Below are 20,891 nucleotides of genomic sequence, written 5' to 3' on the forward strand. Positions count from 1 at the left end.
TACCAAAAAGGCGCACAGGGCCGCTAGGCCAACACTTCTCGCGTGGCCTCGACCAGGCGCTCCAGCCAGGCGTCGGTGCCGACGGCGCGGCGCAGTGGCTCGTTGGGCAGTTCGATGCTGACCGGCAGTCCGGCAGGCAAAGTCGACCAGATGTCGGCCAGGGCTATGCCGCCGGTGCCGGGCACCAGACGCTCCTCGCGGGCCTGACGGATCAGCTCTGCGTCCCCAGTGGGAGCGGGGGTCGAACCGTCGCACATCTGGGCGTAGTGCAACCACTCGCGCGGGATGGACGCAAGATCCTCGAGCGTTGTCGCCGAGCGGTCGGTGTGCAATGCGTCGACGAGGACACTGCGAGCCGGACCGTCTGCCGCCGAGACGATCTCGATGGCCGCACGCGCATCGGGCACCGCAGTCCACGGCATGAATTCGAGCGAGGCGACGATGCCGTAGTTCGCGCACAGTTCAGCGAGGCGGGCATAGGAGTCCGTGAGCCGAGCGCGGTCGCGGTCGTCGCCGCCCACCAGAACGGCTTTGGCTCCGAGCTGTGCTCCGGCTTCGAGCAGCGGAGCGTAGTCGGTGGGGTCGAAGTCGGCTGCAAGACGGATGATTTCGAGGTCGAATACCTCGACCGGTGAATCGCCCAGTCGACGCACCAGTTCGTCCAACGACTGCTTGTCCTCGTGCAGAGGGTAGGCCGTCGTACCTGGTGCCGCGGGCATCAGACGGATACCGATGGTGTCGAAGCCGTGCTTTTCAGCTAAGTCGACGTGCTGCATCGGTGCGGTGTCGAGCACTGTGAGGGCTGCCAGTCCGAGTGAGAGTGTCATGCGTGCGCTCCAACTGTCTCGGCTCCGGCCAGTTCCCGGCCGGCCAGGTAACCGAATGTCATGGCCGGTCCGAGGTTGATGCCCCCGGACGGGTAGTGCCCGCCCATCACGCTCGCCTGATCGACGCCGACGGCGAGCAACCCCTCGATGGGGCGGTCGTTGTCGTCGAGCACATGCGACGACGAGTCCGTGACCAGTCCGGCGAAGGTGCCGAAACTCCCTGGCACGACTTTCACCGCGTAGTACGGGCCCTTCTGCAAGGGCGCGAGCGACGGGTTCGGCCACGGATTGGAAGCATCTCCGGAACCTCGGTTGAACGGTGTTGTACCGCGACCGAACTCGGGGTCTTCACCGGCCACGGCCCCGATATTGAAAGCTGCGACGGTTTTCTCCAACTGCACGGGGTCGACGCCGATCTTCTCGGCCAAGTCCCGAAGAGTGCGCCCACGCGTGAGGTACCCCGAGCGCAGGTACGGCTGGATCGGGATCGGCAAGGGCTTCGCCATGCCCAGCGGGAGGTATCGCACATACTGTTGATCGGCAATCAACCACGAGCACACCTCTTCGCCCTCGGGAACCTGCTCGACCATCGCGAGTGTGTAGTCGTGATAGCCGAGTGCTTCGTTGACAAACCGCTTGCCGTTCGCGAGAACTCCGATGACACCGGGCTTTCCGCGATCGAGGATGTGCGGGAACACACCTTCCTTGCCGTTGCGGTAGCGAACGATGGAGACGGGGCAGTACGCGACGGGGGAGGCGAGGGTGCGGTCGAGTCGGCCGCCCACGGATTCGCCGAGGGTGATGCCGTCGCCGGTGGTTGTCTTCGGAGTGAGTGACCAGTGCTCGTTTCCGGTGGGGGTACGGGGGAACAGTTCACGTCGGCGGTCGATGTCCTGGGCGAAGCCGCCGGTGGCTAGTACGACGCCGCGCGTGGCAGTTACCGAGTACGCGCCATCCGGACCTTCGAGGCGGACGCCGACAACGCGGCCGTCGTCATCGGTCTGCAACGCGGTCGCGGACGTCTTCACCCGAAACTCGACGCCCAGATCGAGTGCCGAGCGCAGCATCATGCCGACAAGCGCGGTGCCGTTGACGAGTTGCTGGCCACGACGCTTGGTGGCGAGATCGAACATGTGCTTAGTCACCCGAACACCACAGTGCACAAAGGCTTTTGGTGAGCGGGTCGAGTGCAGGAAAGCCTGCAGGTCGGGCCCGGCCATGATGCCCATACCGAGGAACGACGTTTCGTACAGCTGCCGACGCAGTAGCGCCGCGACATCTGGTCCGAGCTTTCGCAGACTCACCGGTTTCGGTCCGACGGAACGGTGACCCGTGCCGGCGCCCGGTGTGTCACCGTGAATATCGGCGATCTTGGCTCCGGGCACGAACTTCAGAGCAGTCGTGCGTTCGAAGAACTCGACCATCTCCGGGGCGCCGTCGAGGAGTGCATCGACCTTGGCGGCGTCGAAGTTGTCGCCGAGTCGGTTTTCCAGATACGTCCGCGGCGCCGAACGATCCTCGACAACCCCGTCGGCGATGGCAAACATGTTGCGTGGGGTCCACATCCACCCGCCCGACCAGGCCGTTGCGCCGCCGCAGGTGTCGGCCTTCTCGACAACGAGTACCGACGCGCCGCCATGTGCTGCGGCAATTGCTGTGGAAAGCCCGCCTGCGCCGGAGCCCACGACAACCACGTCGTAGGTGAGGGGGGTACTGCTACTCATTTCTGCTCCTTGGCAGTTGTTGCGAGGGTCGGTGTCGATGTCAGCTCGACAACCTTGCCCGTTCGTGACGATTCGTAGATTGCGGCGATGATGGCAAGTGACGCGCGGGCGTCTCGACCGGTGACGGCGGGTTCGCGCCCGGTCAGGACCGCGTCGGCGAAGTCCTGAACCTGCAGGGTGTGGAAGTCGGTCAGTGCCGCATTGACCGCTCCCACATCGAGATTGGCGTCGATGTCGGCGGAGTACGGCGACTGGAACTCGACTTCGCCCGGCACGGTCCAGATTTCGTTGACACCCTCGTGCCCTTCAGGAAATTCGAGGACGCTGGCAATGGCGCCGGTGCGCCCGATCACCGTCACGCGGTTACCCAGATTGTGATTGGCACCGGTAGTCGCGGTGACGGTGGCGGTGCCGCCCGAGGCAAAGGAGATCACAGCTGACGCTCTGTCTTCGGTCTCGATGTGCTCACCGTGGGTGTGGGTGCGGATGAAGCCGCTGACCGAGACGGCCTCGCCCATGAACCAGGCCAGCATGTCGATCTGGTGCACGGCCTGTGTCATGAGCACGCCACCGCCGTCGGTGTCCCAGCGTCCGCGCCAGGCGTCGGCCGAGTAGTAACTCGATGGGCGATGCAGGATCACCGACGCCTCACCGAGCATGGGTAGTCCGATCCGCCCGTCGTCGATGGCGTCGCGGATCCGACGTGCTGCCGGCCAGAATCGGCGTTGGAAGAGCACCCCGAACGTGATACCGGCGCGGTCGGCGGCCTCGATCATGCGGTCGGCGGCAGCAACATCGACTGCGATGGGCTTCTCGCACAAAACATGTACACCCGCTTCGGTAGCGGCCACGACTACCTCTTCATGTACCGGGTGCGGCGTGCAAACGGTGCAGGCGTCGAGTCCGAGGGCGAGAAGTTTCTCCACTGAACTCACGGCTGCGGGAATGCCGTGCGCTGCCGCGAACTCCTGGGCGCGTCCGAGATCGGGATCGCAGCAGCCGATCACCTCGACACCGGGGACTTGTTGCAGCGCGCGGGCATGGTTGCCGGCGATCTTGCCGCAGCCGACGATTCCGACTTTCAACGTCATCAGAAATGTTCCTCTGCTTCGACGTCCCGCGCGGCAGACTCGCCGCGGTCGAGACTGTTCAGTGCTTCGATGTCCTCGCTGGTGAGGGTGACGTCGAGTGCTGCCAGGTTCTCGGCCTGACGCGTCGGGTTCGCTGATCGCGCGACCGGAACCACACCCTGCGCGACGTGCCAAGCGAGGACCACTTGAGCTGGTGTGCAACCGATTCGACCGGCGATCTCGCTCACAACGGCGTTGTCGAGCACGTCACCCCGGCCGAGCGGACTCCACGTCTGAGTGAAGATGCCAAGTTCGTCGTTTGCGCGGCGAACCGGGATCCGAGCGAGCGACGGGTCCATCTGAATCTGGTTGACTGCCGGTGCCTCGCCGGTTTCGGCGACGACGCGGCGCAGGTGGAGCTCCAGGAAGTTCGACACACCCACGTACCGAACCAGTCCGGCGTCGCGGCAGGCCAGCATCGACTCGAACGACGCGACATAGCGATCGATTCGCGGGAGTGGCCAGTGGATCAGGAACAGATCCAGCTGGTCGAGTCCCAGTAGTTCCAGACTCTGCTCGAGGGCGCCCCGAATGTCGCCGGAAACCTGGTCGTTGCCACGAAGTTTGGTGGTGACGAACAGTTTTTCTCGCGGCACACCTGATTCCGCCAGCGCCACACCGACGGCGCCCTCGTTGCCGTAGATCGCGGCGGTGTCGATGAGGCGGTACCCGGCCTCGATGCCGGAGAGAACCGAGTTCGTGGCGTCGGCACCGACCAGGGGCCAGGTTCCGAGTCCAATGGGCGGCAATGCAGTTGCCACGGGTGTGGCTGCCTGTGTGGTCATGCGTGAACCTCCTGACGTGCCGCAGCGGCGGCGGTGATCGCGACGGCAACGTCGGCTGCGGTCACGAGTGCGGCATGGATGGACCCGCCGTCACCGCTCGCGTCGCCGACGGTATGTACTCCGAGTCGTGGTGCCAGTGAACGGAGTTCGGCAAGAAGTTCCGAACGCGGCTCGACGCCTTGCGAGATCAGCAGTTCGCCCGGAGCATCGACCTCGCTCAGCACACCGGCCGTCGAAATCGTGACGCGGTCAGCGGCGACTGTGGTGACGATCGAGCTGAGGTAGGTCGTGAGGTTCTCACTTGCGGCCAGGCGCGGCAGCAGCACGATCTTTCCGCGGCGTCCGACGTCGTGCGCGATGGTTTCCTGCGGGCCGATCATCACGACCTGGGTGCCCTTCTGAAGGAGATCGTCGGCGACGGCCGCAGCCTCACGGTCGGCGCCGAAGATGGTGACAGCGGCAGGAGCTGGATCGCCGGAGACGAGGAATTCGCGGACGTCGCGAACGGTACGGGTTGCTGCTCCGGGGAGATCGACCACGGGGCCGACGCCGCCGGCGGCAAGAACTATGGCGTCGAAATCGACACCGGAGAGCAAAGCAGCATCTGCCCGGGTCGAGGTGTGGCAGTGGACCCCGAGTTCAGCCAGTTCCGCGGCGTACCAGTCCACGATCCGTCCATATTCGGGATACTCGTGCAGCTTCGATGCCAGAGCGAAGTCGCCACCGAGGCTGGGTCGCTCGTCGTACAGGTCGACGCGGTGACCGGCAAGTGCGAGGTCGCGGGCAGCGGCCATTCCCGACGGCCCGGCACCGATGACGGCGACCCGCACGGTGGCATCAGCCGGCTTTGTAGGCTGATCCAGTTCGCGGCCGACCCACGGGTTGACGGAGCAGGGAATGGGGCCGGCGGCCAGGCTGTCGATGCAGTAGTTGCAGGCAATGCAAGGGCGGTACCGGCCACCGTCGATGGCGCGATTCGGGAAGTCCGGATCTGCGTGCAGCGTACGAGCCATGCTGACGAAGTTCGCCTGCCCGGATTCGATGATCCGCGCAGCGATCTCCGGCGACGTGATGCGTCCGGCCACTCCCACCGGGATGTCGAAGTCGCGCTGGTACTGCTCGGAGTACGGCGCGAGGAGACCGCGCGACCATTCACCGGGCTGGATGATCCACTGTCCCGCTTCGTAGTTGCCGGCCGAGACGTCGAGGAAATCGAGTCGGTCGGTGTCGATGGCGCCGATGCGAGCGCGAGTCATCTCGGCGTCGAGTCCGCCGTCGATGCCTTCGAAGGCTGAGAATCGGAGTCCCAGAGTGATTCCCGGTGCGTGCTCGTGGACGGAGGCGATGACCTTGTTGACGAACAAGGTGGGGTCGGCCCACTCGTCGTCGCGGTGATTGTAAGCAGGGGAGAGGAACTGGTGGATCAGATACCCGTGGCCACCGTGCAGGGAGATGACGTCGACGCCGGCCTGCTGGCAGCGTGCCGCGGCTTCACCGAAACATTCGATGATGTGCTCGATGTCGTCGCCGTCGAGTTGTTCTGGCATCTCGCCGCCGACAACCAAACACGGAATCGGTGTCGGGGCAACGGGAACAAACCCGCTGACAGAACCTTGCGCCGTACGTCCACCGTGGTTGAGTTCGACTCCGACGAGGGCGCCGTGAGCGTGGATCGCGTCGGCCATCTTCTTGATGCCGGGAATCCGTTCGTCGACGTCGACGCCCATCTGCCGGATGCGTCCCTTGCCGTCGGCACGCACGTAGCTCGCTTCGGTGAAGATCAGTGCAGCACCACCTTCGGCGCGGCGGGCGAGGTACGCGATGTACTCGTCCGTCATGGTGCCGTCGACTTCGCAGTAGTTGCGTTCCATCGGGGCGGACACGAACCGGTTCCGGAGGCGGACGCTGCCCATGTCGAGGGGTTCGGCGAACGGCGCAGTCACGTTCATCAGTGCTCCTGGTACTTCGCGAGAAAGTAGGTGTTCGGTTGTGCTCATGCTCATGCGCGTGCCGTCTCGGAGAGCAGCTCGCTCAGATGGCTGCGCATGCGATCCGTATCGGCTTCGACACCCGTCAGGAGTGTGAAGGTGTCAGAGGCTTGAGCCACCAGCATCTGGCCACCGTCGAGGACTCGACATCCGAGAGTAATTGCAGCGTCGAGCAATTCGGTGCGCATCGGCCGATAGACGATGTCCGCGACCCACAAGCCCGCGTGGAGCGCCGCGGGGTCGAACGGAGTTCCGGGATGGCCGACCATCCCGATCGGAGATGCGTTGACGACGCCGTCGCACGTCGTCAGGTTGACGGCGATCTCATCGATCGCCAAAGCCGTTGTGCGCGTGCCAGGGAAGGCCGAGGCGACGCGAGAACACACATCGGCAGCGCGAGCGGGATCAATATCTGCGATGCGAAGATCCGTGGTGCCGGCGGCGGCGAGTGCGTATGCCACAGCGGAACCCGCCCCTCCTGCCCCGGCAAGCACCACTCGGTCCAAGGCGGCGTCGGGCAAACCGCGCTGCAGTGCTGTGAGGAATCCGCTGTGGTCTGTGTTGTGGCCGATCAAACGGCCGTTGTGGACGACCACCGTGTTGACGGCACCGAGCAACCGCGCGTTGCCGGACAGCTCGTCGAGCGCGTCCACGACAACCTGCTTGCACGGGTGGGTGATGTTCAGTCCGGTGAAATCGCCCGCGACGGCGCCACGCACCACCTCACCGGTTTTCTCGACCGAGATGTTCAGGTTCTCGAGGTCTACCAGTTCGTAGCTGTAATCGTCGAGTCCCAGTGCTGCTGCTTCGTGTGCGTGCAACGCGGGCGAGAGTGAGGTGGCGATACCCGACCCGACAAGGCCGATACGGTGACGTGTGTATTCGGTGGTCATGACATTCTCCTGCATAAGTGGGGACGGCCCCTCGCGGCAATTCAGCGCGAGGGGCCGGTCCGGTCAAGCGTTGTTGCTGGTGAGCTCCGAGTCCTGCTTGATCGGCAGGCTCGGCTTCGGTTGGCCCAGTTCTGCTGTGGGCGTGCGGTACGTTTCCGGTCCGGTCATTGCCGCGATGGCGGAGACGACGGCGAAGCCCAGGCACATCCAGGCAACCGGTGTCCAGTTGCTCTTGTCTCCGGCTGAAATCGCCTGAGCGATAGCCGGTGTGAAGCCGGCAACAAGGAGTCCGAGCATGAGGCTGACGGCCATTCCGGTGTATCGGACCTTCGCGGGGAACTGCTCCGGGAAGTACGCCGGGTACGTGCCGTTGGGCATCGCGTAGAAGATTCCGATCATGACGATTCCCGAAGCGAAGACCATGGGGACGCTTTGGGTTCCGATCGAATGGAAGAAGACGAAGATCATCAGGCCGGCTCCGATCGCGCCGACGACGAAGATGGGCTTGCGTCCGTAGCGATCCGAGAGGATGCCGAACAGCGGCTGAGTCAGTACGGCAACAAAATTGGCGGTCGCGATTGCCCACAGCATCGTGGAGCGCTCGAAGCCGGATTCGACGGCGTACGCCAGGGCGAAGACGTTGACGATGGTGTTGATCATCGCGAAGGTCGAGCTCATGCTGATACGGATCACGGTGCGCCAGTGCGAGCGGAACATCTCGACGACGGGAATTCCGGCCGTCTCGTCCTGTTCCTTGAGTTCCTCGAATACCTCCGGCTCATCCAGGGCGCGACGTAGCCACAGCGCGACGACGGTCACGATGATGCTGAGCCAGAAGGGAACTCGCCAACCCCACGAGTAGAGGTCTTCGTCGGGCAGGCTCGCCACTGGGATGAATACCAGGCTGGAGACGACGATGCCGAACATGATCCCGCTCATGGTGAACGAGGTGAAGAACGAACGACGGTGATCAGGTGCGTGTTCGAGCGTCAGTGCCGAAGAGCCGGGTGATTCACCGCCCGCAGAGAGCCCTTGAAGAAGGCGAAGCAAGACGAGAATGATCGGCGCGGCGATGCCGATCTGGTCGTAGGTCGGCAGGCAACCGACGATGACCGTCGCAACACCCATGAGGAGCAGGCAGGCGAGAAGCGCGTTCTTGCGTCCGTACCGATCGCCGAGGTGTCCCCAAAGCACCGCGCCGAGCGGGCGGGCGACGTAGGCGACACCTAAGGTGCTGATCGAGAGCAGGGTTGCCGTTGATCCGCCGCCGGGGAAGAAGATCTTGGGGAACACCAGCGCGGCCGCGGAGCCGTAGATGAAGAAGTCGTAGTACTCGAGGGTGCTGCCGAGGAAGCCCGAAACGGCGGCGCGGCGCGCGTTCGCATTCGGATGTTCCTCGGTCGAGTTCGTGGATCCGGTGGAGGTGATCGGAGGTGCCATGTGAAGTCCTTTCGTCCCGATGGGCCGGCCGTGGCGGCACGTTTGGAGATGCACCACGCATCGGTGACGTCTCTCACCTTTCGGCGGCTGAGACGACAGTGCCACGAAGGACTATGGCGCGTCCAACACTAAATGAGTCTCAGATAATGACGTTTTTGGTCTCAATCTCCGGCGTCGGCAGAATTTCCTCGGATGTCTCCAATGCGACGGCGAGCGCATCGGACATGTGCCGCGGTGACCAGGCAATTCCGTGATTCATGAACGTCGGCTCGCCGGTGAGTGGGACGAACACACTGCCAGGTGGGGTGATAGCAGCCATGCCGGACGTCATCAGCGCTACACCAACGCCGGCGGCAACGAGCATCAGGATCATGTACGGATCGGTGATCTCCTGGACGACGCGAGGCCTGAAGTCTGCGTTCATGCAGGCGCGCATCGCGGTTTCCTGGAGGGCCGAGCCGGCCGAGAGCGGGGTGGTCACGAATCCGTCGTCGGCCAATTCGCGGAGGTCGATCGCGTCTCTCTCTGCGAGGGGATGGTCGATCGGAAGCACAGCGCCGAATGCCTCCCGTCGGATGAGTCGGGTAGACAGTGATGCGGATTCCACGGGTAGTCCGACGAAGGCGAGATCGAGGGCGCCGCTCTCGAGTTGGATGACCGCGTCGCGCGTCATGATCCGGCCGAGGAGTGTCAGTTCGACTTCCGGATAACGCTGACGCAACGCGCGTGTCAGTGGCGGAAGTGCTTGATAGTTGAGCACTCCGGTGAACCCGATCGTGACTCGTCCGTAGACGCCTCCCGACGACGCGCGCGTAGCGTGTCGTGCCGTCTCCATGTTCTCGATGACGCGATAGGCGTGGGGGAGAAAGGCATGTCCGCCGGATGTGAGTGCGACGCTGCGAGTGCTTCGTTCGAACAACTTGACGCCGATGTCCTTTTCGAGCTTTCGGATCATCTGGCTGAGCGGCGACTGGGCCATCTGGAGCCGTGATGCGGCCCGCCCGAAGTGAAGTTCTTCCGCAACCGCGACAAACGCGTGCAACCAGCGGGTTTCCATCGGCAAGGCCTCCAGGTATTTGACGTTGACAACAAACGCCATATATTCAGAATTTCTACACAGTGTGACGGCAATTATGCCTGTTTGCAACATAAATTGAGTGCGTAGCGCACAGAAACTCAGGAGTGAATGCGATGCAGGGTTACCCAGAGGGTGTCACAGCGCTCGTTACCGGCGGTGCGAGCGGAATCGGCGCCGCCAGTGCAAAGCTGTTGACGGAGAGGGGAGTTCGGGTGGTAACGGCAGATCTTGCCGAAGGCGCGGACGAACAACTCGACGTGAGTGATCCGACAGCAGTCGATGCGCTTCGAACCAGGCTCCGCAGAGTCGACATCTTGATCAACAGTGCGGGAATCGTAGGACCATCAGCGCCACTCGTCGACGTCGACCTCGCGGCTTGGCAGCGTACGTTCCGCATCAACGTCGAAGGGACATTCCTGATGTGCCGGGCGTTCGTGCCGGGGATGGTTGCGTCGGGGTGGGGGAGGGTCGTCAACCTCGCAAGTATTGCGGCCAAGGACGGAAACCCGAATCAGAGTGCATATTCCGCGTCCAAAGCGGCCGTCGTCGCGCTGACGAAATCACTCGGCAAAGAGGTCGCCACCACCGGTGTGCTGGTCAACGCGATAGCTCCGGCGGCGGTGGAAAGTCCTATGAATGCCGGCACCGATCCGGCCATCCTCGCCCGTTCGCAGTCTTTGACGCCGATGGCACGGATGGGGAAGGCGGACGAAATCGCCGAACTGATCTCCTGGCTGTCGTCGTCGGCGGTGAGTTACTCGACCGGCGCCGTGTACGACGCCAGCGGCGGCCGCGCAACATACTGAATTACCTTCTGGGAGAAATCGATCAGAACTCGAGCAGTGACTGCCACAGTTCGCGAGATGCGTCCTGGTACTCGAGCATGTGCGAGATCAGTTCGCGCAGTGGCTGTGTCGGTTCGAGTTCTTCCGGAAGGAGCGGATTGCGCACGATGACCGCGATCACCGCGCTGCCCAGAGCAAGTGATTCGCGGGCCGCCTCCTCGCGACTGATTGTCGCCAGGCGTGTTTGCGCCTGTGTGAGTGCTTCACGGGCCTCGGCGATGTCGGCCAACAGTGCTTCCGAGTTCCAGAGTGTGCGGATTGTCGAATCATCCTCGGGGGCAAGGTGAGCGATTTCCATGACGGCCGATTCGGGGGCGGCGCCGAGTCGGCGGAGAGTGCGGCGGGCGCTGTCCGTGCCGCCGAGGAGATTGTTCGGACGGACTGCGAGTGTGGGCTTCCACTCCTCGTAACCCGCCAGTCGCAGCGCTTGATCGTGCCGGCGGGCGGCAGTGCGGTCGCTTCGTTTGAGCCCCGAGTGCTCGACGGCGATCCAGGTGCCGTCCCAGGGGCGTATGCGATCGGTACGAGTTCGCCACCCCTCGACCTCGCTGTAGGTGGGGATGCCGTCCGGGTTGAGGACGTACGTTCCACGAGCGGTACGACGCAGTTTGTTCTCTCGGCACAGGCGGCCCGTTGCCACGCGAATGCTCGATGCGCTGACGCCGACGATCTCGCCGGCCCGGGTCAGCACAGCGGTGCTGAACTCGGTGTCCGGGCTCGCTGTTGCGAGGTCCAGCACAACTCGGGTTGCGGACATTCCTCGATCAGTTTGTAACAACTTTTGAACAACTCCTGACAAATTCTGTTACAAGTGGCATGGTTGGTACCGGGAAACCTTATCCGCGAGCAGTGAGGAAATATCGTGACCGACTCCGATCGACCAGGTGGCGATGTCTATGTGGAGCGTGACGGTGGCGTCACTGTCATCGTGATGAATCGCCCTGATCGCAAGAATGCGGTGGACGGGCCGATGGCGGCGCAGTTGCGTGATGCCTTCCTGGAATTCGAGTCGGACGAGAGTCAGAAGGTGGCAATTCTGTGGGGTGCGGGCGGCACATTTTGTGCCGGTGCGGATTTGACCGCAGTCTCCGACCCCGCGCGCGTGCACGAGTTGCATCCGGAAGGCGGCGGCACCGGCCCGATGGGGCCGAGTCGGTTGGTGTTGTCCAAACCGTTGATCGCCGCCGTCAGTGGATACGCAGTGGCCGGAGGGCTCGAGCTTTCATTGCTCGCGGACCTGAGGATCTGCGAGGAGGATTCCGTGTTCGGAGTCTTCTGCCGGCGCTGGGGAGTTCCTCTCATCGACGGCGGGACCGTGCGACTGCCGCGAATCGTCGGGCAGGGGCGAGCGCTCGACATGATCTTGACCGGTCGCCCGGTCGACGCTTCGGAGGCGTTGGCCTTCGGACTGGCCAATCGTGTTGTTCCAGTGGGGCAGTCACTCCAGGTAGCCAAGGAGCTTGCGCACCAGTTGACCGCTTTCCCACAACTCTGCATGCTCGCGGATCGCGCATCGGCCTACCGATCTTTTGATCTACCACTTGCCGAAGCACTGCGCGCCGAGGGTGTCGCAGGAAATCCCATTGTCATCGCCGAAGGTGTGCGCGGCGCTGCTGCGTTCGCCGCGGGCGCCGGCCGGCACGGCCGATTCGAGAACAACCCGAATTCGAACGAGGAAACTGAACCATGATGCCCGTAACCCGAGATCTGATCGCCCGTGGTGCGCGACAGCACGGACCGCGAACAGCCGTCGTCTTCGGCGATCGATCGATGACGTTCACGGAAGTGGACGAACTCAGCAGCCGATTGGCGCATACATTCATCGCGCTCGGTATCGGGCGTGGCGCACGGGTTGCGTTGCTGGTCAACAACTCTCTTGCCAGCGTGCCTGTCGATTTTGCGTGTGTCAAAGCCGGCATCAACAGGGTTCCGCTCAACTCGCGTCTCTCGCTCGACGAGCACGCGAGAATGCTCGAGGACACCGACACCTCGCACGTCGTTTTCGGTACTGACCTTGCCGGCCGAGCTGCTGAACTGTCCGCCAGGTTCCCGGATCGGATGTTCGTCGGGCTGGAAACAGGTGCGGAGGGGCAGCTTTCGCTGTTGGATCGAGCACAGGGCATGTCTTCGGCCACTCCGGACGTCGAGGTAGATCCCGACGACGTGATCCTGACGCTGTTCACTTCCGGGACCACGGGAACGCTGAAGGCCGCGCAGCACACTCAGCGCAGCTACGCCGGAATCTGCCGCAATGTTCTGCTCAATCTGCTTCCGGCGACTCAGGACGACACGATGTTGCACGCAGCATCACTGATTCACGCCAGCGGTGTCTTCGTGCTTCCATTCTGGCTCCGTGGCGGTAAGACCGTCATCCTCCCCGGTTTCGACCCGTCGACCTTCTTGGACTCGATAACCGAGCATCGGGCTACGGCAATCAATCTGGTGCCGACGATGATTCAGATGCTCCTCGAACGCCCTGATTTTGCGAGCGCAGACATCTCGAGTCTGAAATCCGTGATCTACGGTGCGTCGCCGATGCCGCTGGCCACCATCGAACGGGCGATGCAGGCGTGGGGGCAACACCGTTTTCTCCAGTACTACGGGCAGACCGAGGCACCGCTGTGTATTGCAGTCTTACGGCCCGAAGATCACACGGAAGATCGCCTGCTGTCCTGTGGTCAGCCGGCCATCGACGTCGAGATCAGGCTGCTCGACGGCGAGGGAAACGAAGTGCCCCAGGGAGAACCGGGTGAAATCGTGATCCGCTCGCCATCGGCGATCGCCGGATACTTCAATGCACCGGAACTGAATGCGGACACCTTCACCGAAGACGGCTGGGTTCACACCCGTGACATCGGTCAGTTCGACGCCGAAGGATTCTTGTTCTTGAAGGACCGAGCTTCGGACATGATCATCAGCGGCGGATACAACGTCTACCCCCGTGAAGTCGAGGATGCACTCCTGACGCATCCGTCTGTCCGTGAGGTCGCCGTGGTGGGTACCGCCGACGCCAAGTGGGTGGAGGCGGTCACGGCTGTGGTGGTACTCGAGGACGGGACCGTCGAAAACGACGTACTGCAAGCATCATTGGTCGCGCACGTCGGCGAGCGACTGGCGTCGTACAAGAAGCCGCGTCGGGTTGTTTTTGCAGAATCCATACCGAAGACGGCCGTCGGCAAGCTCAATCGGAAGGCGCTGCGAGACGAACTTCGCGACGCTATCTAACTCCGCGAGTGCGGAATTGAACGCTGATTCTCGGCCCGAGGGCCCGCGCACTCTTCGGGACACAGTGTTCCCACGTGCGTTGGCAGGATCCGCCCATGACGAGTAGATCTCCGTGTCCGAGATTGAAGCGGATGGATTCGCCGCCCCCACGAGGGCGCAATAGGAGCGGGCGAGCCGCACCGAGAGACAGGATGGCCACCATCGTGTCCTCGGTGCGACTTCGTCCCGTATCGTCCCCGTGCCAGGCAACGCTGTCGGAACCGTCGCGATAGAAACACAGACCCGACGTGGCGAATGGTTCACCGAGTTCGTCGAAGTAGTGACTGCTCAGCGCGTCTTTGGCTTCGGTGAGAAGTGCGTCCGGCAGTGGTTGATTCTCTGCGTAGAAACACACCAGACGAGGGACGTCGACAACGCGGTCGTACATCTGACGCCGTTCGGAACGCCACGGCACCGTGGCTTCCAGATTGTCGAACACGGCCTCCGATCCGGTGAGCCAGGCCGGGCGATGGTCGACCCATGCGCCGGCGGTGAGAATACGTCGCTGCACCGTGCCGTCGAGATCGGCCAAAGAAACGCCGAGGTCACCGTTGTCGAACAGAGACGGTTGCATCGTGGCGGTCATAGACTCCACCGTACACCGAAATCGAACATATGTTCCCATGAAATTTGATTGCAGTGCTGGACGGCTGTTCATCCTTGCTGGGTGATGTCCGGCGGCGTGAACGTTTGAATACTGTTCTCACGCTATTTCGCCGAAGAAGGGGATGTCATGACTGCTCCGCACCAATCTCATGCGAACCACCCTGTCCGACAAGGCTTTGCCATCGGGACCACGGTGGCGGCAGCATGCCTGCTCTTCGTCGCGGGAATCGTCGCGTTGCTGCAGGGCATCGCGGCTCTCGCGGACAACGATCTGCTGATCGTCGGAGTCAATTACACCTTCGAATTCGATGTCACGACATGGGGTTGGATCCACATCGTGCTCGGAATCATCGGCATCGCGGTGTCGCTGGGATTGTTCGTCGGCATGGCGTGGGCCCGCGGGATGGCATTCGTCATCGCGGCACTTTCGATCGTGGCGAATTTCCTGTGGATGCCGTACTACCCGCTGTGGTCGATCGTGATCATCGCCCTCGACGTCGCTGTGATCTGGGCCGTCGCGACCTGGCGACCTGACGAGGTGTGATCCTCTGACCGAAGTGAGTGGTTCACCTGCGGTAGGTGAACCACTCACTTCGCTGTGTCCGGGCCTCCACGGTTGGCCTCATCCCTACGCGGCGTCAGCGCCGTTTCGGTGACTCGCGATCCTGGTTCTCGCGCGGACGCATGTCCTTCGTCGATCGGTGTGGGAAGCCATGGATCATCGAGCAAGAGATCCAGCAGATCACTACCGTTGCGATTCCGAGTCCGATCGACGCGAATGGTTCCTGCGTAGCCAGCCAGACGCTCAGTCCGATTGCCGTCCCGACGATCAGAATCAGGATGGTGTCGAGTCGTGTCGTTTGCATCGAAATCATCGCCTGGCACAGATAGTTTCTGGCGGCCCGCTGGTTTTGGCGGCCCGCCGCCCGGCGAGTGACAGCCGGGGGCAGACCTTGCGCGGCTGACCCCTCGCTCTGGAAATCGCCGCCGCAAGTGATCAATACCCGCGAAATTCGTCTGCGAAACTCCACACAGGAAGAACAGGACCTTATGCCTCAAGGCCCGACATGCCGGGCCTTGACTATGACGTAGCGTCATAGTTAATGCTGTTCGTATGCGAATCAGCGACGTGGCCAGTGCGGCAGGCACCACTCCGCGGACCGTTCGGCACTATCACCGACTGGGGTTGCTGGCCGAGCCGAGACGACTGTCCAACGGTTACAGAACTTACGAACTTCCCGATCTGGTCAGGCTGATGCGCATTCGTTGGCTCACCGCCGCCGGCGTTCCACTCGGATCCATTGCCGCGATGATCGAACCGACGCCGATCGATGCACGAGAACCGGACGACTTCGCCGAAGATCTTTCCTCCCTGATCGCGGAGATAGACCGGAAGCAGCGCGTCCTCGCAGACCAGCGAGTGCGCCTCCAGGAAATGCTCACGGCGCGAGGTGCTGGGAGGGTGGTCTCGCCGCTTCCGATGGAGCTGCTGTCGGCGTTCGACGAGTTGATCGCGTCGTCCCCCACGGGTTCGGTGCGACGCTTGTTCGAGCGCGAACGCGACATGTGGGAATTGGTGGCGATCTCGGGAGCAGCGCCACACGAACTGTTCTCCACGGCTGCGCGATTGCTGTCCGACGAGGGCGACCGGAAGAGAATTGTCGATCTGTACCGTCGTTTCGCCGCTCTGGCTGGGCGCGAGGTAGCCGAGGTTGCAGACGAGATCGCGTACTTGTCGGACGAACTGGAGGAATCACTGGACGGGGTGCTCGGCGATGTGTACGCAGACGGAGACTCCGCAGGCGTGGGATTCTCGGTTGGGATCGCGGATCTGGTGCCTGATTCAGCGCAACGTGAAGTGGTCGCGTGCGTCGCAACACGTCTCATGTCAGGCGGTACGGCGTGATCCGATCACTGTGGTTGCTCTCGACGGGTCGGAGAGACGGAGGTTCCAGTGATACAGCGACTTTCGGCTACGCGAGGGGGACAATGTCGATACCGGTGGCATTTGTTGCGGCGAGTGTGATCGAGGCCGTGGCGATTCACTTCCTGGTGCCGTGGCAGTGGCTTCGCGTCGTGCTGCTCGTTGCAACGGTGTTGTCGCTGATTGCGATTGGCGGTTGGCTTGCCGGACGCGTCGTGCACCCGCATCTCGTCTCGGCTCGAACGGTGGTGTTTCGTTCCGGCACGGGCATTCGAGTCGAGGTGGACCGATCACGGATTTCGCGGGCGAGCATGGTCCGAAGGTTCGGTGAGACAGCAAATGTGATTGTCGACGATCGCTTGGTTCTGCCGGGGCCCGACGGCACTGTCGTGGACATAGACTTCGATCGGCCGCTCTCGGTCACGCTCCCGAAACGGCTGTCGAAGGGATCTCGCTCCACTCTGATCGGTGGGTTGCGGTTGCATGTCGATCAACCCGGTGAATTCTGTGCAGCGTTGTCGCGGGACTGAACTCGCAAAGATCGTCTGGAGTCGGTCAGAGCGGAGACCTAGATGGAAGACCTTCAGGGAATCGGCTCGACAACCAGCCACTGCACCGTGCCACCGACATTCCATAGTGCATCGGGGTTGTCGAGCGAGGCCGCGTACGTTGCCGCAGCTTGGTCGCCGGCGATCTCACCGCTCTCACCCGACGGCGGGTTGGGCTCGAGGAATTCGGAGGGGTGCGGCCCTGGCCATGCAGGCACGTCGAACGGGGAAATGCTGGTGTCGATGAGGCCAGGTCGATGCACGGTCACCCGGTCGGGAACTTGCTTGGTTTCCGCCGCCACGGCAATGCCTGGTCCTTCGGCAGCTTCGCCGTCGCCGCTACCGCAGCCTGCCACTGCAAGAACAAGTCCCGTGATTGCCACACCCACTACCGCATGACGTATCCGCACCGTTTTCTCCTAGCCGGGGCTCACCCCGTTCGAACTCCACTATTGCATCTCGCCAACTCCGCGGGATGCGTCTTTCGATAAATGTGGGAAACGCACTGAATGTGCTCGACAGGAGAATTGGATTGTACTGTGAGCCATGCCGACCCTGCTTCGACGTGCATTCAAGACCGGCGCGGTAGCGCTGGCAACGATTGTGGTGGCGGCCTACCTGTATCTGGCCTTCACTTATCGCAGCGCTGATGTCTTTGCGCCGCCAGGGCGCATCGAGTCTCTCGGCCCGACCTACCTGATCAGCAATTTCCCGCCGCGCACTCGTGAAGATCTCGAACAGCGATTCGCGCAGGGCCATCGTGAGCAGTACACCTTGGAACAAGTGAGTTCCGTATTTCCGTGGCGCGCTGTCTACCAGTGGCAGAACGACCAGATCCGCGGCCAGGCGACGTCGAGCGCGTACCTGAAATGGGGCGAGACGTACATCAGCTATTCGCTTTCGGGTGGCCCATGATTCTGCGTAGACCGAGTCGAATTCACATCGCTTCGTCTGGTGTCGCTCGTCGTGCTACTGCTGCACCGGACTGAGCCTGCCACCGTTCTTCGATGCGGCCGTACCGCCACACGAGTAGAGCAATCAGCCAGGTGGCGACAAAGAGTCCGACGATGATGAAGCCCATCGCGCCGAGATCCAAGTTCCCGATGGTGCCGAGAAACCCGTCGTGAATGTCGAGTTTGTCGGTGAAAATCGAGATGATTTCCTGGGACCCGATCAGCAGTGCCACTGCCACCGAGAGTCCGGTGATCACCATGTTGTAGTAGATCTTTCGGACCGGCTGAGCAAATGCCCAACCGTAGGCGAAGTTCATGAACGATCCGTCGATCGAGTCGAAAAGCGACATCCCGGCGCAGAAGAGGATCGGCAGAACGAGGATCGAATACCACGGGAGCCCTGTCGCCGCCGCGCCGCCGGCGATCACCAACAGCCCGACTTCGGTGACGGTGTCGAATCCCAATCCGAACAGTAGGCCGACCGGGTACATGTGCCAGGGCTTGCGAACCATCTTCATCACCGGGCCCAGAATCTTGTTCAGGGCGCCACGGCTGTCGAGTTCCTTCTCGAGTTGTTCCTCGTCGAAGGTTCCGGCCTTGTACTTCGTGTACACCCGATGAATCCCGATGAGAGAGACAAGGTTCAAGATTCCGATCAAAATCAGGAACGTGCCGGAAATGGTGGTGCCGAACAAGCCGGTCCACTTCTCCAGATCGGAGTTGTCGTCGGAAAGGCTGGTGGCCAGTTGCCGCACACCCAAAGCCAAGAGGGCGACGAGTACGAAGACGATGGTCGAGTGTCCGAGCGAAAACCAGAACCCGACGGACATCGGTTTCTTGCCGTCCGCCACCAACTTCCGAGTGGTGTTGTCGATAGCGGCGATGTGATCGGCGTCGAAAGCATGGCGCATGCCGAGCGTGTACGCCGTTACGCCGAGTCCGACGCCGAAGACACTGCCTTCGATCGTGTAGTGGCCGGGGACAACCAGGCCGAGAAGAACTGCCCACCCGACGACGTTGAGCGCTACGACGGTGACGGTCATCCCGATGATGCTTCGACGCTGGCCTCGATCCAGACTGTGCCAAGCACCGGCGATTCGAGTGCCCGTCGTGGTCATTGTCGTGGACATCGAACCTCACCGATCCTTCAGTCGCGGCCGGCGGCCACGCTACTGAAATCGTATAAGTGTTCAACTGTTCAGATAAGCGCCTGGAGGTTACAAATCACCCATCCGGGGGTAAAACTGCTTTGCTCCCGGATGGGAAATGCTCAGGCGAACACGGTATTGACCAGCGCGACGTAGATCGTCGTTCCGACGACGATGCTCAGGACGGCATTCTTTCGCCAGAGGTGCGCGGCGATCGTGGCGCACACTGCAATCAGTTCGGGTAGGCCGTGAGAAGGGGCGGTGATCGACACCCCTTTGAGTGAATACATCACGAGGATCAACATGACGCCTGCCGGCATGTAGATGCCGAGGTAGCCGACCAGGGCGGAGGAGCGCAGCGGCATGAGCGCGGCGAAGGGGATTGCGCGCAGCGCGAAGGTGACCACGGCCATGACTGCGACCGCCGCAAAGATGTACGAGGTGTCAGGCATCGATCTTCGCCTTTCGTGAGTCGTAGACAAAGCGCCCGATCAGGAAGAGCACGAAGGCGCCCATCGCAATTGGCAGCATGTGGTCCGGCGCTGCGAGCCGGGCGACCAGAGCGCAGGTGACCGCGGCGACCGGCACCGCGAATCCGTTTTGTGCGCGAATCGCTTCGATCGAGAGGACGACGAACAACGCCGTCAGGGCGAAGTCGAGGCCGACGATCGAGTCCGGAATCCACTGTCCTGCCGTCGCGCCCAGGATCGCGCCACCGATCCAGTAGCCGTGCAGGTACAGCTGGGAGTAGACGATGACGCGTCCGGTGAGTGCCTTGGGATCGGCAGTTACCGACATCGCATAGGCCTCGTCGGTCAGCGCGAACATGCTGTAGAAGCGGGCGAAGGGGTTGCGAATCTTTTCCAGCGGAAAACTCAAGGCGTAGAACACATGTCGAAAGTTGACCAGCAGTGCGGTCAGAGCGACGTACGGCAGCGGTGTCATGGCCGCGACCATTCCGACCGCGAGAAACTCCAGCGATCCGGCGTAGATCAGCGAGGTGAAAGCGACTGCCCACCAAGGGCTGAGCCCTTGTTGGACCACAAGAACGCCAAGTGCGATCCCGAGTGGGAGCAGGCCGAATCCAACCGGTAGCGACAGCTGGAAGGCGTGCCGCCACGCCGGGGTTCGCGGTGGGAGTTCGACGGCGGGTGCGGCCGTCGACGATGCTGGTTCGATCACGACGCAAATCTATAACAAAGATCGAGGTGATCGATTGCTCAGAATGCCCACATATTGAACAGTGCGCAATAATAGTGCGATGGATGCCATGGATGACGCAATTTTGTTTCACCTACGCCAGGACTCGAGTTTGACCAACACCGAGTTGGCGGATCTGGTGGGTCTGACACCCTCACCTTGCCTGCGTCGGGTGAAGAAGCTCGAAGCCGACGGAATCATTACCGGGTACCGGGCGATCGTCAGTCAGGAAGCGCTCGGTCGAGGATTTCAGGTGATCGTCACCGCCGAGATCGGAGTCAACGACCAGGCCACCATCGAGGACTTCGAATCCCAGGTCGCCGCCTTCGACGAAGTGATCGAATGTCGGCGGTTGTTCGGAATTCCCGACTACTTCATTCGCGTCGCGGTGAAAGATCTCGCGACGTACGAGAACTTCATGGTCACCAAGCTCAGCGGGCTTCCGGCTGTCTCGCGGGTGACATCGCTGATCACCATGAAGACCATCAAGAGCGTCGACTGACTCCCGGGCTCGGCTGAACCTTCACTAGGTGTCGGT

The 20,891-nt window shown here is 62.3% G+C and carries 23 protein-coding genes; 8 read left to right on the plus strand and 15 right to left on the minus strand.

Annotated elements, in window-relative coordinates; translation table 11 throughout:
• Positions 1-23 precede the first annotated feature (23 nt).
• From QM609_RS15600 to QM609_RS15635, 8 genes are all read right to left on the minus strand, one after another.
• On the minus strand, positions 24-827 hold the full coding sequence (locus QM609_RS15600) for a sugar phosphate isomerase/epimerase family protein (RefSeq protein ID WP_050654746.1): 804 nt from the start codon (positions 825-827) through the stop codon (positions 24-26).
• Positions 824-2,551: an FAD-dependent oxidoreductase gene (locus QM609_RS15605; protein ID WP_007733576.1), complete on the minus strand. Its 1,728-nt coding sequence runs from the start codon at positions 2,549-2,551 to the stop codon at positions 824-826. The genes QM609_RS15600 and QM609_RS15605 overlap by 4 nt, the downstream gene beginning before the upstream one ends.
• A complete protein-coding gene (locus QM609_RS15610; RefSeq protein WP_050654745.1) occupies positions 2,548-3,642 on the minus strand; it encodes a Gfo/Idh/MocA family protein in 1,095 nt (364 codons plus the stop codon). Before QM609_RS15610 ends, QM609_RS15605 begins: the two co-directional genes overlap by 4 nt.
• Positions 3,642-4,466: an aldo/keto reductase gene (locus QM609_RS15615; RefSeq protein WP_050654744.1), complete on the minus strand. Its 825-nt coding sequence runs from the start codon at positions 4,464-4,466 to the stop codon at positions 3,642-3,644. Before QM609_RS15615 ends, QM609_RS15610 begins: the two co-directional genes overlap by 1 nt.
• On the minus strand, positions 4,463-6,415 hold the full coding sequence (locus tag QM609_RS15620; RefSeq protein ID WP_050654838.1) for an oxidoreductase: 1,953 nt from the start codon (positions 6,413-6,415) through the stop codon (positions 4,463-4,465). Before QM609_RS15620 ends, QM609_RS15615 begins: the two co-directional genes overlap by 4 nt.
• Positions 6,416-6,465: 50 nt before the next feature.
• Positions 6,466-7,347, minus strand: a complete 882-nt coding sequence (locus QM609_RS15625; protein ID WP_050654837.1) for a shikimate dehydrogenase — start codon at positions 7,345-7,347, stop codon at positions 6,466-6,468.
• Between the two features lie 63 nt (positions 7,348-7,410).
• On the minus strand, positions 7,411-8,787 hold the full coding sequence (locus tag QM609_RS15630; protein ID WP_047270985.1) for an MFS transporter: 1,377 nt from the start codon (positions 8,785-8,787) through the stop codon (positions 7,411-7,413).
• Positions 8,788-8,926: 139 nt separating this feature from the next.
• A complete protein-coding gene (locus QM609_RS15635) occupies positions 8,927-9,844 on the minus strand; it encodes a LysR family transcriptional regulator (RefSeq protein WP_050654836.1) in 918 nt (305 codons plus the stop codon).
• Between the two features lie 134 nt (positions 9,845-9,978).
• On the opposite strand from QM609_RS15635, the gene QM609_RS15640 reads away from it, so the two are divergent.
• Positions 9,979-10,671 carry an SDR family NAD(P)-dependent oxidoreductase gene (locus QM609_RS15640; protein WP_050654835.1) on the plus strand — a complete coding sequence of 231 codons (693 nt, stop codon included), beginning with the start codon at positions 9,979-9,981 and terminating at the stop codon, positions 10,669-10,671.
• A gap of 22 nt (positions 10,672-10,693) precedes the next feature.
• Here the strand turns inward: QM609_RS15640 and QM609_RS15645 are convergent, their stop codons facing one another.
• A complete protein-coding gene (locus QM609_RS15645; RefSeq protein WP_050654743.1) occupies positions 10,694-11,467 on the minus strand; it encodes a hypothetical protein in 774 nt (257 codons plus the stop codon).
• 105 nt (positions 11,468-11,572) lie between these two features.
• Between QM609_RS15645 and QM609_RS15650 the strand changes: the two genes are divergently transcribed.
• A complete protein-coding gene (locus QM609_RS15650; RefSeq protein ID WP_050654742.1) occupies positions 11,573-12,400 on the plus strand; it encodes a crotonase/enoyl-CoA hydratase family protein in 828 nt (275 codons plus the stop codon).
• Complete coding sequence (locus QM609_RS15655; protein WP_050654741.1) at positions 12,397-13,935, plus strand: AMP-binding protein; 1,539 nt, start codon at positions 12,397-12,399, stop codon at positions 13,933-13,935. The genes QM609_RS15650 and QM609_RS15655 overlap by 4 nt, the downstream gene beginning before the upstream one ends.
• Here QM609_RS15655 and QM609_RS15660 read toward each other — a convergent pair.
• Positions 13,928-14,560, minus strand: coding sequence for an alpha-ketoglutarate-dependent dioxygenase AlkB (locus tag QM609_RS15660; RefSeq protein ID WP_029256052.1), 633 nt, complete (start codon positions 14,558-14,560; stop codon positions 13,928-13,930). The two genes, QM609_RS15655 and QM609_RS15660, sit on opposite strands and share 8 nt — an antisense overlap.
• Positions 14,561-14,707: 147 nt before the next feature.
• Between QM609_RS15660 and QM609_RS15665 the strand changes: the two genes are divergently transcribed.
• Positions 14,708-15,124, plus strand: a complete 417-nt coding sequence (locus QM609_RS15665; RefSeq protein ID WP_007733561.1) for a DUF7144 family membrane protein — start codon at positions 14,708-14,710, stop codon at positions 15,122-15,124.
• Between the two features lie 94 nt (positions 15,125-15,218).
• Here QM609_RS15665 and QM609_RS15670 read toward each other — a convergent pair whose 3' ends face one another.
• On the minus strand, positions 15,219-15,446 hold the full coding sequence (locus QM609_RS15670; RefSeq protein ID WP_020970523.1) for a hypothetical protein: 228 nt from the start codon (positions 15,444-15,446) through the stop codon (positions 15,219-15,221).
• Positions 15,447-15,694: 248 nt separating this feature from the next.
• On the opposite strand from QM609_RS15670, the gene QM609_RS15675 reads away from it, so the two are divergent.
• Both QM609_RS15675 and QM609_RS15680 read left to right on the plus strand, forming a co-directional pair.
• Entirely contained in the window at positions 15,695-16,486 is a 792-nt protein-coding gene (locus tag QM609_RS15675; RefSeq protein WP_050654740.1) for a MerR family transcriptional regulator, read from the plus strand.
• Positions 16,487-16,569: 83 nt separating this feature from the next.
• The gene (locus tag QM609_RS15680) at positions 16,570-17,034 is read left to right on the plus strand and encodes a hypothetical protein (RefSeq protein ID WP_042921731.1); all 465 of its coding nucleotides are present in this window, start codon (positions 16,570-16,572) and stop codon (positions 17,032-17,034) included.
• Between the two features lie 53 nt (positions 17,035-17,087).
• Here the strand turns inward: QM609_RS15680 and QM609_RS15685 are convergent, their stop codons facing one another.
• On the minus strand, positions 17,088-17,462 hold the full coding sequence (locus tag QM609_RS15685) for a hypothetical protein (RefSeq protein WP_050654739.1): 375 nt from the start codon (positions 17,460-17,462) through the stop codon (positions 17,088-17,090).
• Positions 17,463-17,598: 136 nt separating this feature from the next.
• On the opposite strand from QM609_RS15685, the gene QM609_RS15690 reads away from it, so the two are divergent.
• Positions 17,599-17,967 (plus strand): hypothetical protein, encoded by a 369-nt coding sequence (locus QM609_RS15690; protein ID WP_050654738.1) that lies wholly within the window; start codon positions 17,599-17,601, stop codon positions 17,965-17,967.
• 22 nt (positions 17,968-17,989) lie between these two features.
• Here the strand turns inward: QM609_RS15690 and nicT are convergent, their stop codons facing one another.
• The 3 genes from nicT to QM609_RS15705 all read right to left on the minus strand — a co-directional run bounded on the left by nicT (position 17,990) and on the right by QM609_RS15705 (position 20,335).
• Entirely contained in the window at positions 17,990-19,135 is a 1,146-nt protein-coding gene (nicT, locus tag QM609_RS15695; protein ID WP_082238952.1) for a Nickel transporter NicT, read from the minus strand.
• Positions 19,136-19,275: 140 nt separating this feature from the next.
• The gene (locus QM609_RS15700) at positions 19,276-19,605 is read right to left on the minus strand and encodes a branched-chain amino acid transporter permease (RefSeq protein WP_003940007.1); all 330 of its coding nucleotides are present in this window, start codon (positions 19,603-19,605) and stop codon (positions 19,276-19,278) included.
• A complete protein-coding gene (locus QM609_RS15705) occupies positions 19,598-20,335 on the minus strand; it encodes an AzlC family ABC transporter permease (protein WP_003940360.1) in 738 nt (245 codons plus the stop codon). Before QM609_RS15705 ends, QM609_RS15700 begins: the two co-directional genes overlap by 8 nt.
• Positions 20,336-20,414: 79 nt before the next feature.
• On the opposite strand from QM609_RS15705, the gene QM609_RS15710 reads away from it, so the two are divergent.
• Positions 20,415-20,855: an Lrp/AsnC family transcriptional regulator gene (locus QM609_RS15710; protein ID WP_020970517.1), complete on the plus strand. Its 441-nt coding sequence runs from the start codon at positions 20,415-20,417 to the stop codon at positions 20,853-20,855.
• Positions 20,856-20,891: the final 36 nt, after the last annotated feature.

It is taken from the genome of Rhodococcus sp. IEGM 1302 (genome assembly GCF_030056935.1).
Classification (GTDB): Bacteria; Actinomycetota; Actinomycetes; order Mycobacteriales; family Mycobacteriaceae; genus Rhodococcus_F; species Rhodococcus_F qingshengii.

Coding starts and splice junctions, on each gene's coding strand:
- QM609_RS15710 (WP_020970517.1), top strand. CDS start 20,415: ATGGATGCCATGGATGACGCAATTTTGTTTCACCTACGCCAGGACTCG.
- QM609_RS15660 (WP_029256052.1), bottom strand. CDS start 14,560: ATGACCGCCACGATGCAACCGTCTCTGTTCGACAACGGTGACCTCGGC.
- QM609_RS15645 (WP_050654743.1), bottom strand. CDS start 11,467: ATGTCCGCAACCCGAGTTGTGCTGGACCTCGCAACAGCGAGCCCGGAC.
- QM609_RS15605 (WP_007733576.1), bottom strand. CDS start 2,551: ATGAGTAGCAGTACCCCCCTCACCTACGACGTGGTTGTCGTGGGCTCC.
- QM609_RS15625 (WP_050654837.1), bottom strand. CDS start 7,347: ATGACCACCGAATACACACGTCACCGTATCGGCCTTGTCGGGTCGGGT.
- QM609_RS15600 (WP_050654746.1), bottom strand. CDS start 827: ATGACACTCTCACTCGGACTGGCAGCCCTCACAGTGCTCGACACCGCA.
- QM609_RS15670 (WP_020970523.1), bottom strand. CDS start 15,446: ATGCAAACGACACGACTCGACACCATCCTGATTCTGATCGTCGGGACG.
- QM609_RS15675 (WP_050654740.1), top strand. CDS start 15,695: ATGCGAATCAGCGACGTGGCCAGTGCGGCAGGCACCACTCCGCGGACC.
- QM609_RS15635 (WP_050654836.1), bottom strand. CDS start 9,844: ATGGAAACCCGCTGGTTGCACGCGTTTGTCGCGGTTGCGGAAGAACTT.
- QM609_RS15620 (WP_050654838.1), bottom strand. CDS start 6,415: ATGAACGTGACTGCGCCGTTCGCCGAACCCCTCGACATGGGCAGCGTC.
- nicT (WP_082238952.1), bottom strand. CDS start 19,135: ATGTCCACGACAATGACCACGACGGGCACTCGAATCGCCGGTGCTTGG.
- QM609_RS15630 (WP_047270985.1), bottom strand. CDS start 8,787: ATGGCACCTCCGATCACCTCCACCGGATCCACGAACTCGACCGAGGAA.
- QM609_RS15615 (WP_050654744.1), bottom strand. CDS start 4,466: ATGACCACACAGGCAGCCACACCCGTGGCAACTGCATTGCCGCCCATT.
- QM609_RS15700 (WP_003940007.1), bottom strand. CDS start 19,605: ATGCCTGACACCTCGTACATCTTTGCGGCGGTCGCAGTCATGGCCGTG.
- QM609_RS15680 (WP_042921731.1), top strand. CDS start 16,570: ATGTCGATACCGGTGGCATTTGTTGCGGCGAGTGTGATCGAGGCCGTG.
- QM609_RS15690 (WP_050654738.1), top strand. CDS start 17,599: ATGCCGACCCTGCTTCGACGTGCATTCAAGACCGGCGCGGTAGCGCTG.
- QM609_RS15655 (WP_050654741.1), top strand. CDS start 12,397: ATGATGCCCGTAACCCGAGATCTGATCGCCCGTGGTGCGCGACAGCAC.
- QM609_RS15610 (WP_050654745.1), bottom strand. CDS start 3,642: ATGACGTTGAAAGTCGGAATCGTCGGCTGCGGCAAGATCGCCGGCAAC.
- QM609_RS15640 (WP_050654835.1), top strand. CDS start 9,979: ATGCAGGGTTACCCAGAGGGTGTCACAGCGCTCGTTACCGGCGGTGCG.
- QM609_RS15665 (WP_007733561.1), top strand. CDS start 14,708: ATGACTGCTCCGCACCAATCTCATGCGAACCACCCTGTCCGACAAGGC.